This window comes from Pantoea sp. X-Soil-MYKO-1785 (assembly GCF_059730675.1).
The window spans coordinates 1,619,546-1,631,743 of sequence record NZ_AP036000.1 but is presented as its reverse complement, the minus strand read 5'-3'; the positions used below and the strand labels follow the sequence as shown (position 1 = coordinate 1,631,743).

At 57.1% G+C, this 12,198-nt stretch carries 16 protein-coding genes; 7 read left to right on the top strand and 9 right to left on the bottom strand.

The annotated features are described in order from the left end of the window. Positions 1 to 171 precede the first annotated feature (171 nt). From AC6I8D_RS07605 to AC6I8D_RS07590, 4 genes are read right to left on the bottom strand one after another with little or no spacing between them, the layout of a single operon-like run. Positions 172 to 1,278 (bottom strand): ABC transporter permease, encoded by a 1,107-nt coding sequence (locus AC6I8D_RS07605; RefSeq protein ID WP_312057565.1) that lies wholly within the window; start codon positions 1,276 to 1,278, stop codon positions 172 to 174. Positions 1,279 to 1,280: 2 nt separating this feature from the next. Beyond that, a complete protein-coding gene (locus AC6I8D_RS07600; protein ID WP_159223636.1) occupies positions 1,281 to 2,795 on the bottom strand; it encodes a sugar ABC transporter ATP-binding protein in 1,515 nt (504 codons plus the stop codon). Then, entirely contained in the window at positions 2,795 to 3,394 is a 600-nt protein-coding gene (locus tag AC6I8D_RS07595; protein WP_497819878.1) for a DUF2291 family protein, read from the bottom strand. The genes AC6I8D_RS07600 and AC6I8D_RS07595 overlap by 1 nt, the downstream gene beginning before the upstream one ends. A gap of 2 nt (positions 3,395 to 3,396) precedes the next feature. Next, positions 3,397 to 4,338 carry a D-ribose ABC transporter substrate-binding protein gene (locus tag AC6I8D_RS07590; protein WP_069729181.1) on the bottom strand — a complete coding sequence of 314 codons (942 nt, stop codon included), beginning with the start codon at positions 4,336 to 4,338 and terminating at the stop codon, positions 3,397 to 3,399. 183 nt (positions 4,339 to 4,521) lie between these two features. On the opposite strand from AC6I8D_RS07590, the gene AC6I8D_RS07585 reads away from it, so the two are divergent. Continuing rightward, positions 4,522 to 5,472: a sugar-binding transcriptional regulator gene (locus tag AC6I8D_RS07585; protein WP_312056905.1), complete on the top strand. Its 951-nt coding sequence runs from the start codon at positions 4,522 to 4,524 to the stop codon at positions 5,470 to 5,472. A 56-nt stretch (positions 5,473 to 5,528) separates the two neighbouring features. On the opposite strand, the gene emtA is transcribed toward AC6I8D_RS07585, so the two are convergent. After that, on the bottom strand, positions 5,529 to 6,158 hold the full coding sequence (gene emtA, locus AC6I8D_RS07580; RefSeq protein ID WP_084227875.1) for a membrane-bound lytic murein transglycosylase EmtA: 630 nt from the start codon (positions 6,156 to 6,158) through the stop codon (positions 5,529 to 5,531). Positions 6,159 to 6,324: 166 nt separating this feature from the next. Between emtA and ldcA the strand changes: the two genes are divergently transcribed. Both ldcA and AC6I8D_RS07570 read left to right on the top strand, forming a co-directional pair. Continuing rightward, on the top strand, positions 6,325 to 7,248 hold the full coding sequence (gene ldcA, locus AC6I8D_RS07575; protein ID WP_312056948.1) for a muramoyltetrapeptide carboxypeptidase: 924 nt from the start codon (positions 6,325 to 6,327) through the stop codon (positions 7,246 to 7,248). A 22-nt stretch (positions 7,249 to 7,270) separates the two neighbouring features. Continuing rightward, a complete protein-coding gene (locus AC6I8D_RS07570; RefSeq protein ID WP_312056909.1) occupies positions 7,271 to 7,933 on the top strand; it encodes an MBL fold metallo-hydrolase in 663 nt (220 codons plus the stop codon). Here the strand turns inward: AC6I8D_RS07570 and AC6I8D_RS07565 are convergent, their stop codons facing one another. From AC6I8D_RS07565 to AC6I8D_RS07555, 3 genes are all read right to left on the bottom strand, one after another. Continuing rightward, positions 7,934 to 8,347: a GNAT family N-acetyltransferase gene (locus AC6I8D_RS07565; protein WP_312756642.1), complete on the bottom strand. Its 414-nt coding sequence runs from the start codon at positions 8,345 to 8,347 to the stop codon at positions 7,934 to 7,936. A gap of 21 nt (positions 8,348 to 8,368) precedes the next feature. Next, positions 8,369 to 8,752 (bottom strand): hypothetical protein, encoded by a 384-nt coding sequence (locus AC6I8D_RS07560; protein WP_497819877.1) that lies wholly within the window; start codon positions 8,750 to 8,752, stop codon positions 8,369 to 8,371. Between the two features lie 194 nt (positions 8,753 to 8,946). Further along, on the bottom strand, positions 8,947 to 9,126 hold the full coding sequence (locus AC6I8D_RS07555) for a hypothetical protein (RefSeq protein WP_233988194.1): 180 nt from the start codon (positions 9,124 to 9,126) through the stop codon (positions 8,947 to 8,949). 215 nt (positions 9,127 to 9,341) lie between these two features. Between AC6I8D_RS07555 and AC6I8D_RS07550 the strand changes: the two genes are divergently transcribed. The 3 genes from AC6I8D_RS07550 (at position 9,342) to AC6I8D_RS07540 (ending at position 11,326) form a co-directional block, all read left to right on the top strand. Then, positions 9,342 to 9,671, top strand: a complete 330-nt coding sequence (locus AC6I8D_RS07550) for a hypothetical protein (RefSeq protein ID WP_089561031.1) — start codon at positions 9,342 to 9,344, stop codon at positions 9,669 to 9,671. A 63-nt stretch (positions 9,672 to 9,734) separates the two neighbouring features. Further along, a complete protein-coding gene (locus tag AC6I8D_RS07545; protein ID WP_497819876.1) occupies positions 9,735 to 10,286 on the top strand; it encodes a hypothetical protein in 552 nt (183 codons plus the stop codon). Between the two features lie 29 nt (positions 10,287 to 10,315). Then, positions 10,316 to 11,326 (top strand): Ppx/GppA phosphatase family protein, encoded by a 1,011-nt coding sequence (locus AC6I8D_RS07540; protein ID WP_497819875.1) that lies wholly within the window; start codon positions 10,316 to 10,318, stop codon positions 11,324 to 11,326. Between the two features lie 63 nt (positions 11,327 to 11,389). Here AC6I8D_RS07540 and AC6I8D_RS07535 read toward each other — a convergent pair whose 3' ends face one another. Beyond that, positions 11,390 to 11,596 (bottom strand): DUF2767 family protein, encoded by a 207-nt coding sequence (locus tag AC6I8D_RS07535; protein ID WP_312056919.1) that lies wholly within the window; start codon positions 11,594 to 11,596, stop codon positions 11,390 to 11,392. A gap of 188 nt (positions 11,597 to 11,784) precedes the next feature. Between AC6I8D_RS07535 and AC6I8D_RS07530 the strand changes: the two genes are divergently transcribed. After that, the gene (locus AC6I8D_RS07530; RefSeq protein ID WP_312056921.1) at positions 11,785 to 12,033 is read left to right on the top strand and encodes an ElaB/YgaM/YqjD family protein; all 249 of its coding nucleotides are present in this window, start codon (positions 11,785 to 11,787) and stop codon (positions 12,031 to 12,033) included. Positions 12,034 to 12,198 lie beyond the last annotated feature (165 nt).

Sequence of the window (12,198 nt, the reverse complement as noted above, 5' to 3'; positions counted from 1 at the left end):
AATCGTTTATGAATAAATATTCATAAGGGTTAAAAAAAATGGCCGGTAAAACGGCCGGTCACTCGGACCGGCTTTATTGCTGCCTCCTGGGGTGGCGGCAGCTGAACACGCAATAGCAGATTCGCGTGCGGGTTATTCGCTGATCGCCGGCTCAGTAAGCAGGCTGACCGATTAAGGTTTGAGTGGCGCGCCCTCCTCTATCAGTGCTTTTTGCGCGACCACGGCCGCTTTTTGCTGCATCCGGCTTTGGGTCTGATCGATGATCACCGCAATGATGATCACGATGCCTTTAATCACCATCTGCCAGAACTCACTGACGCCCATCATGATCAATCCGTCCGCCAGGAAGCCAATCACAAATGCCCCAATCAGCGTGCCAACAATGGTGCCGCGCCCACCCGCCAGCGAGGTACCGCCCAGCACCACTGCGGCAATGGCGTTCATCTCAAAGGCGGTGCCGTTGGCCGGATGGCTGGCGACCAGCTGTGATGAGACCACAATGCCGGCAATCGCCGCGCAGAAGCCGGAAAGCGTGTAGACCAGGATTTTGACCTGACGGGTTTTTACCCCCGATAGCTCGGCGGCGCGTTCGTTATCACCGATGGCGTAAACCTGGCGTCCAAACGGCAGGCGGCGCGCGACGTAAGCAATCACCAGCGCCAGCAGCACCATCATCCAGATGGCATAGGGCAAACCAAGAAAATGACCGGCACCAATCTGATCGAAACCGGTGTTGCCGAGCAGCGGATTACCCTGCAGGCCGGGGAAGGTTTCTCCGCCCGAGGTCAGCATTGCCGCGCCGCGCAGAATATACATGGTGCCGAGGGTGCAGATAAACGGCGCAACGTTGTAGCGGGTGATGATCCAGCCGTTGCCTGCGCCGATCAGCGCGCCCACCAGCAGCACAAACGGCACGATCAGCCAGACGCTGGGGAAGATCGCAATGCCGAACATCGGTAACACGATGCCTTTGGTGATCAGCCAGCCAGCGATCATGCCGCACAGTCCCAGCGTGGCCCCAATCGACAGGTCAATGCCGGCGGTGATAATGACGAAGGTGATGCCGAGCGCCAGAAACGCGTTGATGGCGATGTGCTTCACCATGATCACCAGGCTGCCGACCGCCAGAAAGTCCGGCACGGTGATGGCAAAGAACCCGACGATCAGAATCAGCGCAATAAAGGTGCGCAACTTCAGTAGCAGCAGCAAAAAATTTTCACGCGAGTTAAATGCCTTAGCCGGAAGTGTGGTCAGCGCCACGCTGTTATTGCTTTTCATGCTCAGAACCCCTGCGCACTTGCTTTTACCAGCGCTGCCTCTTCCGCCTGCTCACGCGGAAGATCAGCCGTAAGTTTGCCGCCCGACATCACCAGGATGCGGTCGGCTACCGCCATGATCTCTTTCAGATCGGAAGTGGAAAACAGCACCGCAATGCCCTGCTGCGACAGCGCCACCATCATGCGAAACACTTCCGCTTTTGCCCCGACATCAATGCCGCGACTCGGCTCATCCAGCAGCAGCAGGCGCGGATTGGTCAGCAACGCACGGCCAATCACCACCTTTTGCTGGTTGCCTCCGCTCAGGGCGCTGATCGCCACCTCTGGCGAGGAGATCTTAATCGCCAGATTGCCGACCGTCTGACTCACCGCCTGCTGCTCCTGCTGATGAGCGATGGCAAAACGGTGCGACAGCCGCCGCCACAGGCTGGCGATAGTCAGGTTACTCGCCACCGAGGAAACCGGAAAAATCCCCGACCGCTTGCGGTCTTCCGGCACCAGACTCATGCCCATCCGGATGCGATCCGCCGTCGGCAGGCGGGTTGGCAGCGGTTTGCTGTCGAGCCACAGCTTGCCCAGATAGTTGCGCTGGCTGCCCAGCAGGCACTCAAACAGCTCGGTACGTCCGGCCCCCATCAGGCCATAGATGCCGACAATTTCACCGGCCCGCACCTGAAAACTGACATCATCGACCAGCGTATTGCCGTTCGGGCTGACGCAGGTGATATGTTGCGCTTCCAGCATCGGGGCGCCGAACTGGCGTGACTCCGGCAGAAAGGTGGTAACCGGCTCGCTGCCCAGCATCTCCCGCACAATCCACGGCACGTCGATGCTGCTGACCGGCGCTTCGGCCTGGAAACGGCCATCGCGCAGGATGGTGATGACATCGCCAATCGCCATCAACTCCTCCAGCCGGTGCGAGATGTAGATGATTGAGACCCCTTGCTGCGTCAGATCGCGAATCACCCGGAACAGGATCTCCACTTCGGTTTTGCTCAGCGCCGAAGTCGGTTCATCGAGGATCAGAATGTCTGCATCTTCGGCCAGCGCTTTGGCGATCTCTACCAGCTGCTGCTGACCGACTTTCAGGTTACCGACCCGTTCATTGGGCGAAATCGGCTGGTCGAGACGCGCCATCAGCGCCGCGGTGCGGCGTGCCTGCTCCGCCTCATTAATCGGCGCTAAGCCACGCTGCAGTTCGCGTCCCAGAAACAGATTTTCCGCCACCGTCAGGTTCTCAAACAGATTGAGTTCCTGATGCACCATGCCGATACCGTGCCGGGCAGCGTCGCGGGTGCTGCTGAGCGTCAGCGGTGCGCCGTTGAGAAACAGCGCGCCGGCGGTGGGTTGCTGCACCCCGGCAAGAATCTTCATCAGGGTCGATTTACCGGCGCCGTTTTCACCGATGATGACGTTAACTTTGCCGCGCCATACCCGGTAGTCGACGCGATCCAGCGCCAGCGTGCCGGGAAACAGCATTGAAATCTGCTCAGCCCGCAGAATGATCTCATCGTCCATCAGGGCGTCCCCCGCTTCAGTTCGACCGCCACCACATCGTCAACGCTGCCGTGTCCGATGCTCACCGCCAGCAGCGCCTGTACCGGCTGGTTGACCCAGCTGGCGTCCAGCGTCGGCAGCTGCTTCACCGCGTGGCGATTGAGCGCCCGGGTCAGCTGGGCGTACTGCACCTGATTGGTGAACTCTTCAAAACGGAAACCGGCGGCATCGCGGATGGCATTACTGCGCAGCACCGGCCCGATGCTGACCTCAACCGGCTTGCCGTTCAGCATCAGGGTGAGCGTGCGCTCACGCGGATTGCTGTCGTTCAGTGCGCTGACGGTGCCGCTGGCGCGGACAAACACGCTTTCACGGCCGCCTGCCTTCACCGTCTGACTTTTGGTTTGCATATCAGCCCAGCTCAGCGCATGGCTGTTGGCGGTGTCCATCACCCGTGATTGCCAGCTTTCCTCCGCGATTTGCTGCGGCGTCTGGGTCGCATAACCCGGTTTCGCCTGCGGATCTTTCGGCAGAATCGGCTGACCGTTTGCATCCAGATCCACCACGGTACAGGCGCTGAGCAGCGCCATCCCGGTTAATATCGCCAGTATCCGTTTCATGATTATTTCGCCAGGTTGAAGTTTTTCAGTCTGGCGGCGTTGCTGTCGTCAATCAGCACGCAGTCCATCAGCTGCTTCTCCTCTTTCTGCGCTTTGCCATTTTTCAGGTAGTAGTCGGCCTGACTGACCGCCATCTGCGCCTGATCCCAGCCGGGTTGCAGCACCGTGGCTTTGATATTGCCTTTGTTAATAATTGAGTCGCGGGTGTAGTCGCTGCCGTCAAAGCCCACCACGATCACCGCGGTTTTACCGGCGGCTTTCAGCGCGGCTTCGGCTCCCAGCGCCATGGTGTCGTTGCCGGAGATCACCCCGACGATATTGGGATGCTTCTGCAGAATGGTTTCCATCCGGCTGAAGGCTTCGGTCTGGCTCCAGTTGGCGCTTTGCTGCGCCACCATTTTCATCTCGCTGTAATCATCCAGCACATCGTGGTACCCCTGCGAACGCACGCCAGCGTTGGTGTCGGACTCTTTGCCGAGCAGTTCAACGTAGTCTCCTTTGCCGCCGAGCAATTTGGCAAACTTCTCGGCCCCCAACTGCGCGCCCTGATAGTTATTCGAGACGATCTGCGCCACCGCAATGCCGGTTTTATTGATCTCCCGGTCGATCAGGAAGGTCGGGATACCGGCATCTTTGGCTTTTTGCACCGGCCCGACCGTGGCATCGGCACCGGCGTTATCCAGAATGATCGCTTTGGCTTTGCGGGCGATCGCCGTTTCAATCAGCTGGTTTTGTTTGTTGACGTCATCATCATGCGAGGCCACCAGCGTGGTGTATCCCAGCTCTTTGGCTTTGGCTAACGCGCCTTCCGCCTCCGCTTTAAAGAAGGGGTTGTCGTGTGACGGGGTGATAATCGCCAGCAGCCCGGTTTCCGCTGCCAGCACCGAGGATGAAAAAGCGATGATTGAAGCCAGCAGGGTCAGTTTGATCAGAGGACGAGTCATTATTTTTCTCCGCTTGAATATATATTCACACGCGATTTTATATGCATAATGACTATGTACCGGCGGCGACACGCCGTCCAATGCGCGATGACTAAAAAGCGAAAACGATCACAAATTAACCTGCGTTGTGATTTTGGCGATCCTGGTTAACAATACCGGGCAGAATCAGAGAGGGAAAAACCGATGGCAAAACAGGATGAACAGCGACTGATGGTGAAGATTGCCACCCTTTATTACGTCGAGGGGCTAAAGCAGTCAGAGATTGCGCAGTCGCTGAAGTTATCGCAGTCGTTTGTCTCACGCATTCTCAACCGCAGCGTCAAAGAGGGCGTGGTTAAGATCAGCGTGGTTCCGCCAGCTAATGTTTTTCCTGACCTGGAAAAAGCGATTGAGCAGAGCTACGGCCTGCCGCAGGCGATCGTGGTGGATGTGCCGGATCAGGCTTCGACGTTACAGATTAAACAGGCGATTGGATCGGCAGCGGCGCACTATCTTGAGACCCGCCTGCGGGATGATGAACTGATTGGCATTTCATCGTGGAGCGGCACCATCCGGGCGATGGTCGATGCGCTGCATCCGCTGAATAGCGCCTGCAAAGGGGTGATTCAGCTGCTGGGCGGCGTCGGTGCCAACGGCAATGTGCAGGCGACTATTCTGACGCAAAACCTGGCGGCGTTACTCAACTGCCCGGCCTGGCTGCTGCCCTCGCAGTCGATTGAGCGCTCGGTCAGCGATCGCCAGCGGCTGTCGGCCAACGCCGAGGTGGCGGAGGTGTTGGCTAAATTTGATCAGGTCGATCTGGCGATCGTTGGGATTGGCGATCTCGAGCCGTCGGCGCTGCTGCGCAATTCCGGCAACTATTACGATGGTGAGATGCTCCAGACCCTGGCGGCGCGCGGCGCGGTCGGCGATATCTGTCTGCACTATTTCGACGCCAGTGGGCAGCCGGTATTGCAGGCTGAAGAAGATCCGGTCATCGGTATGGAGCTGGCGCAGGTGAAGCGGTGCCCGCAGGTGGTGGCGCTGGCGGGTGGAACCGAGAAAGCCCAGGCGATCCGGGGCGCGCTGCGCGGCGGTTATGTCAACGTGCTGATTGTTGATTATCCGACGGCGCGGCAGCTGCTGACCGGCTGAGGCGGCTATAGGATGTTGCCGGCGGGTCCGTCATTAAGCCCCGCCGGGCGAGGCGATTAGATGGTGCGGTAAGCGGTAGTGACTTTCCACAGATAGCGCGGTGCCTGGGCTGCCGGATGTTTATTCTGCACATGCTGATAAAACTCATCCGGCGACATCGCATTGATCATCGCAATTGCCCGATCGCGGTCGCGCGAGAAGGTGCGCAGTAGCGCGCCAGCGCCGTTGGCATAAGAAACGATGGTGGCATAACGCAGCGTCAGCGGATCGCGGATGCCCGACAGGGCGGAGTCCTGCAGGATGCGGATATAGGCGGTGCCGATATCGATATTCTTCGCCGGATCGCGCAGCTCAGCGTTGGAAGGCTGTCCACGCCGTCCGAGCGTTCGGTAGACTTCGCGTCCCGCAGTCGAGGCTTTGATTTGCATCAGCCCGACGGCATTAGAGCGGCTAACCACACCCGGATTCCCACCCGACTCGACACTAATAATGGCGCTGATCAGCTTCTCATCAACACCATAATGACTGGCGGCATCTTCGGTAAACATCGACCAGGCATCATTGACGCTGGAGGGCGGCGCCTGGGTTAACGGCGTATTCCGCTGTTTAACGGCATGATGCGAAGGCTCGCTGGCACAGCCGGTCAGGAATAACGCTGACAGGATAAGGTGTCGGAATTTCAGCAATTTTTCATCTCGTTGCAGAAGTGGCGAATGCTATCATACCCAGACAGACTCAGAGCAAAATTACCGTTTATCCTAAATGCACTAATTCGCTTTCCGTACCGTGACTTCAGCGGCGCTTTTCGTCATCATCGGCCTGAGTCAGGTGCGCTAACAGCAGGAAAGTATGATGATTTCACGTTCAATCCGTCTTATCTCCCCATCCGGTTACTGTCACAATCAGCCAGCAGCCCTGCTTGGCATTGAACGGCTGCGCGCGGCGGGACATCAGGTTGAAAACCAGCAGGTGATTAGCCGCTGTTTCCAGCGCTTTGCCGGCACTGACGCCGAGCGGCTGGCGGATATCAACCAGCTGGCGGCGCTCAGCAACCTGCCCGATGTGGTACTGGCGGTACGCGGCGGATACGGTGCCAGCCGGTTACTGGATGCGATCGATTACGTGGGACTGCAGCGCCGCCTGCTGAATCAGCCGCTGGCGTTGTGCGGCCACAGCGATTTCACGGCGATCCAGCTCGCCCTGCTGGCGCAGGTAGGCTTGATCAGTTTCAGCGGCCCGATGCTGGCCGGCAATTTTGGCGCGGCGACTTTATCTGAATTTACCCTGCAGCACTTCTGGCAGGCGCTGACATCACCTACAGTCAACGTAGAGTGGCAGAGCGAATCGCCGGATCAGGGCGAATGGCAGGGTACGCTGTGGGGCGGTAACCTGGCGATGATCTGTTCACTGATCGGTACGCCGTGGATGCCACAGTTTGAAAACGGCATTCTGGTGATCGAGGATGTGAATGAGCACCCGTTCCGCATTGAACGAATGCTGATTCAGCTGCAGCAGAGCGGTATTCTGGCCCGCCAGCGCGCCATCGTCACCGGCAGCTTTACCAGCACCGCGCTGTCAGAATATGACAACGGATTTGATTTCAGCACCGTCTGGCAACGGCTGCGCGACACCTGCGGCTTGCCGGTAATCAGTGAGCTGGCCTTTGGCCATGCGGCGGATACCGTCACCCTGCCACTGGGTGCCAGTGCCCGTTTACAGGTCAGTCAGGGGCACGCCCATTTGCAAGCGACCGGGCATCCCGTCCTGCGCGGATAAAAAACGTTTCAGGAGATCGACATTGAAGCCGTTGTATGACGATTTGTGGATCTCAACCCCGGAGTTTCCGGTGGAAGATACCGTTAACGACCTGATGATGCACGGGTTTATGCTGCGTCACCCGCGCGGTAATCTGCTGATTGGCCGGGTGGAAAATCCGCTCGATCATGAAGTGCTCGCCGATACCGGCGGAGTAATCCGCCACTATCTGACCCACTGGCATGAGTCTGCACCGGGTGCCGCGCTGATTCAGCAACGCTTCAGCAGTGCGCTTTACTGCCACAGCCGCTCGCTGGGTCCGATCAGCCGTTTTGTTGAGCCTGATGATACCTTTTCACAGCAGGAGACCCATTTCGGCAATTTCCAGCTGCTGCCCACCCCGGGCCATACGCCGGGCAGCAGCAGTTACCTGTACCATTCGCCGCTCGGCCTGACCTATCTGTTTGTCGGTGATACGGTGACGCGGGCGCATGACCGGTGGGTGACCGTGCTGGTGCCGGACAGCAATCCGGCTGAGCTGAGCCAGACGCTGGAGTTTTACCGCACGCTGCGGCCCGATGTGGTGCTGATGAGCACCACCCGTGGCCATCTGTCGTGGAAAAAAGTGACGCTGCAAAGCTGGCTGGCCGCGATTGATGAAGCGGAACAGCAGCCGCTGGATTTGCGCCAGCAGCCGCTGTTCTGATCACAAAACTTTGGTCAGATAATGCCGCTGATGCTGGCGGGGATAGTGGTCGAGGCTGAAGCGCAGGGTGAAGCCGAGCTTTTCATAAAAAGGCCGCGCCTGAAAACTGGCGGTATCGACCTGGGCAAAACGGCAACCGCGCTGGCGCGCTTCCTGCTCCGCCGCCCGGATTAACTGGCTACCGACGCCCTGCCCGCGCAACGTATCACTCACCCACAGCATATCGATTCGCAGCCAGTTGCCGGCGGTGGAGCCGGTCAGCCCGGCCTGCTTCCTGCCCTGCTCATCGCAGACAAACACCCCTATCGATTTAATCTCATCAACATTAATAAATTTACTGTTGAACGCATTCAGCCCCAGACGGACCTCATCCAGATCCTGCGGCGTTACTTTATCGGTGATACTGAGTTGCATAGCGGCTCCTGTCACGGCGGCTTAAGAGTTGGGCTGCTGACGATCGTCGTAGCGCTCAAGGGTCAACGCATCGACATCACGTTTTTCGCTGCGGCTACAGGGCACCAGCTTATCGCTGTCGCGGTAAACAAAGAAGGTCGCCTGACTGCGCTGGTTAACGATTAACTGATCGCCGTTACGAAAGCGGGTAATCGCCACCTTATCGCCGGCCTGTAACCGGGTGCGTTGCTGGCCGGCAGCAATCTGGAAATGTCGCTGCGGCCACATTAAGGTGGTTAAACCATACTCAGCGCGTGAAATAGTCATGGTCGGACGGCCAGGACAGTTAATCTGAAACTCGCTCTCGCTCCAGGCTGGGGCGATATAACAGGCCAGCAGGCCGAGGCTCATCAGTGCTGCCTTCATCTGATCTCTCCGCTGAATGGATGATTTTATTAGGGATTTTTTAGCTTAACACATCACAGGCGTGAGAAAAGGCAGCGCAGTGGGCAAAATAAGACCAGCCAAAGGTAGAATCAGGGGAAGGAAAATCTGAAAAGTTGAGATAATTTAAAGTAAACAGGCCAGCGTCCGGGTCGGGTATGCTGGCCTGTCTGAGGTTATTCTGACGAGACCTCGGCAGCCACTAACATCAGGGCCAGTCCCGCATTTTCGCCGTCATATGCCTGCATGGCGGCGCGAATATCCGCTGCACAACTGACCACCTGGTGCTTTTTATCGCTCTCAAGTTGCTCAATTGCGTGACGAATAATCATTAGATGTGCTTCTTCTTCGTTCATCATTTATCCCTGGTTTTGCCTAAGTGGTGCGCAAAGAAGCCAAGAATAACGTTAATTAATTAGCAAAGTCACTCTTTTACATTCCTGTTGCTTACCGATTAAACAAATTGCAAATGGGAAGCAGTGCTGAAACTGCTATGATCAAGCTATTAGTGACGCAACAAGATAGAATCGGCGCCACGAGATTCCCCAGGGACTGAAGCAGGTAGAGGATCATGTTGCGACTCAGCATTTTCATATTCATCATACTGATGACTGGATGTTCATCTGGCCCGAAAGGCGTTGAATGTCCCGGCGAAGTATCGACGATTTATGGCCAATCAATGGGACAAACTCAGGGTGTCATCTTTGACCTGGTGAGTTCGTTCAGCGTCAGCCGCGATGATGTCAGGGTAGACAGCGGGCCGCTGCAGTCGCTTGATCGTTTCAGGTATGTGCCTTCCGCCGTCACGCGTGAAGGCTACTATGCCCAGCGCCTGTCCGATAAGCAGTTCCGCCTGATCAATCCTTATCAAAACACCCAGATTACCTGGACATGCCCATAAGGGGTGAATCCTGCTGCCAGATGGTTTATTGTCACGAAACGTCAAGCAGCAGGTCTCTTTCCCATGGAAAAGCGTCTGGATAACAACGGTTACATCGATTTCCCCTTCCCCGCCACCCGTAATGCCGATGGCTCGGTTAATCCCTGTGGTTTCGATCTTACGCTGGAAACCGGCCGGTTAGAGGAGATTGCGGTGCTGGCTCATTCGGTCAATCTGCGTCGGCTGGTGGAAGAGATTAATCTGCAGGATGGGCTGTTTATGACGCTGGCCTGCGACTGGCAGCAGCAAACCAATGCAGTATGCGGCTTTGTTGACGTGGCCTTTCGCCCCGATCTGCCGCATCACGGCCATGATGAGGCGCTGCAGCTTGAAGCCCGCTTTAATCTCTATCTGGCCGGGCAGGAGAAGCAACACCAGATGCAGCCCGGCACGCTGGTGAATTATGCCCGCTCGGTGCTCGACTGGAGCTGGTCACCGCTGCGTCAGCGGCAGCGCGACTATGAAAAAATCACCATTCAGTTTTATTGCCCGCAGGCTGATGACGCCGAATGGTGTTTCGACCATCTGCGCCATTTCCTGGTGAGCTGGTATCCGGCGTGCGTGGCGTCCCGTTAATCCTGCTTTCATCTGCTACCGGAGCCGCTATGCGCCGTTTTGCGCTACTTGCTGTTACGTTGTTCTGTTCACTGTTGTCCACTGGCGCGGCCGTGGCCGACACGTGTCAGCAAATCCGGGCCGGCCTTGATATCGGCTCCGGCAGCACCAAAATCGCCGTCGCCCGGGTGGATGTCTGCAAGCATCGCATTGAGAAAATGCTGTTTCAGGATCAGCGCGCCGTGCCGTACAACGATGCGCTGTCGGCGGCCAGCGACAACCGGCTGAGCCCGGCGATTATCCAGCAGGGTGAGATGGCGCTGCAGCAGTTAGTGAGCAATGCGCAACGTTATCACCCGCAGCGTATCAGCGGCGTGGCCACGGCGGTATTTCGTCGGGCCAGCAATGGTTCGGCGGTGATAGCCTCGCTGGCCAGCCAGACCCATACTCAGCTGGCTGTCATCTCTCAGCAGCAGGAAGCAAAGCTCGGTTTTGTGTCGGCGAAAGCGGCGCTTAACGACCCGACACTGCGCGATGAACAGCTGCTGGTGTGGGATATTGGCGGAGGTTCGATGCAGATGACCGCCTGGCGACAGCAACAGGGCCAGCGGGTCGCCGATATTTATCAGGGTAAGCTCGCTTCGGTGACGCTGAAGAATTTCATCCTGACGGTGCTAAAAAACAGCCCGGACGCCGCGTCGCCTAATCCGATTGGTTCGTGGCGGCAATCGGTGCTGCGCTTCGTCGGGTTGTTTGCCCGTAACGATGTCAGCCCGGAAATCCTTCAGGATGTGGCTGGCCGCCGGGTGATTGGCATTGGTGGGGTGCACGGTTTTTCTATCCGTAACCAGTTAGCAGGCAAACCTCAGCATTACAGCCTGGCCACCTTAAGCGCGCTGGCGAAACAGCAGGTCTGGAAAGGCGACAGCGAACTGACCGGCGATTATCGGGCAACCGACGTCAGTAATCTGCTGCTGGTTGAGGGTTACATGCGGGCGCTGAAGATAGACGAGGTCACCATAGTCAATGCCAGTCTGATTCAGGGCGTGCTGTTGCAGTAAGCGGCCAGCCAACGAGAACCGGCCGCAGCGCCGGTTCAGGCTATCCGGCGTGGCGCAGAAAGGTCAGGGCTTGATCAGACGGATAGCGTGCTCCAGCATTTTTTGCTCGTCACGTTCGCCGTGGGCGCGATGCTGGCGGGTGCGTTTCAGCACGTCGTAGATCTCATCGCGTTTGGTTTCATGGCCGCACTCCACCAGCATAATGACCGCGTCGCCAATTACCCGGCACACTTCGTCATAATCTTCTTCTTTGAGTACATCACGTTTCATCGCCTCTCCTCCCGTTACGCTCAGTATCGACCCGGTTTTACAAAGGCTAGACAGTAAACGCTTAGCCTGCAAACAGAATGCCATTCACAGCCAGAAACGATTTTTACCGCTTCATTTACCGCTTTACGGCGCAGAGTTCGTCATCTTTGCTACGCTTGGAGAGTCTCATTAAAACCAAGGAGCACTAAATGTCAGGAAAAATCGAAGATAAAGTAAAAGAAGCCGCTGGCGCCGTTCAGGAACAATGGGGCGCAGCAACCGGTTCCTCTGAGCATCAGGCAAAAGGCGCGGCCCGACGTTATACCAACCAGGCCAGCTATGCCGCACGTGACGCAGCGGATTGCATCAAGGATCAGGTTCAGTCCAGTCCTTTTGCCGGTCTGGCTGTCGCCGCAGGCGTGGGCGTATTCATCGGCTTCCTGCTGGGCCGCAAATAATTCAGCAGAATAGGTGACAGAACGGAAGCCTGAGGCTTCCGTTTTTTTTGGCTGTCGCGTCCCGCCCGCTGCTGAGAAATCTCTGAAAAATCAAATCCCTTCAGGCTGAACGTTATTTTTCAACCAGGCTTAGTCAGGTATTCGCTTACAGATTCTTTTTACTTT

Coding starts and splice junctions, on each gene's coding strand:
- AC6I8D_RS07565 (WP_312756642.1), bottom strand. CDS start 8,347: ATGCAACTCAGTATCACCGATAAAGTAACGCCGCAGGATCTGGATGAG.
- AC6I8D_RS07555 (WP_233988194.1), bottom strand. CDS start 9,126: ATGAACGAAGAAGAAGCACATCTAATGATTATTCGTCACGCAATTGAG.
- AC6I8D_RS07605 (WP_312057565.1), bottom strand. CDS start 1,278: ATGAAAAGCAATAACAGCGTGGCGCTGACCACACTTCCGGCTAAGGCA.
- AC6I8D_RS07545 (WP_497819876.1), top strand. CDS start 9,735: ATGGAAAAGCGTCTGGATAACAACGGTTACATCGATTTCCCCTTCCCC.
- AC6I8D_RS07560 (WP_497819877.1), bottom strand. CDS start 8,752: ATGAAGGCAGCACTGATGAGCCTCGGCCTGCTGGCCTGTTATATCGCC.
- AC6I8D_RS07585 (WP_312056905.1), top strand. CDS start 4,522: ATGGCAAAACAGGATGAACAGCGACTGATGGTGAAGATTGCCACCCTT.
- ldcA (WP_312056948.1), top strand. CDS start 6,325: ATGATTTCACGTTCAATCCGTCTTATCTCCCCATCCGGTTACTGTCAC.
- AC6I8D_RS07595 (WP_497819878.1), bottom strand. CDS start 3,394: ATGAAACGGATACTGGCGATATTAACCGGGATGGCGCTGCTCAGCGCC.
- AC6I8D_RS07535 (WP_312056919.1), bottom strand. CDS start 11,596: ATGAAACGTGATGTACTCAAAGAAGAAGATTATGACGAAGTGTGCCGG.
- AC6I8D_RS07540 (WP_497819875.1), top strand. CDS start 10,316: ATGCGCCGTTTTGCGCTACTTGCTGTTACGTTGTTCTGTTCACTGTTG.
- AC6I8D_RS07590 (WP_069729181.1), bottom strand. CDS start 4,338: ATGACTCGTCCTCTGATCAAACTGACCCTGCTGGCTTCAATCATCGCT.
- AC6I8D_RS07550 (WP_089561031.1), top strand. CDS start 9,342: ATGTTGCGACTCAGCATTTTCATATTCATCATACTGATGACTGGATGT.
- AC6I8D_RS07530 (WP_312056921.1), top strand. CDS start 11,785: ATGTCAGGAAAAATCGAAGATAAAGTAAAAGAAGCCGCTGGCGCCGTT.
- AC6I8D_RS07600 (WP_159223636.1), bottom strand. CDS start 2,795: ATGGACGATGAGATCATTCTGCGGGCTGAGCAGATTTCAATGCTGTTT.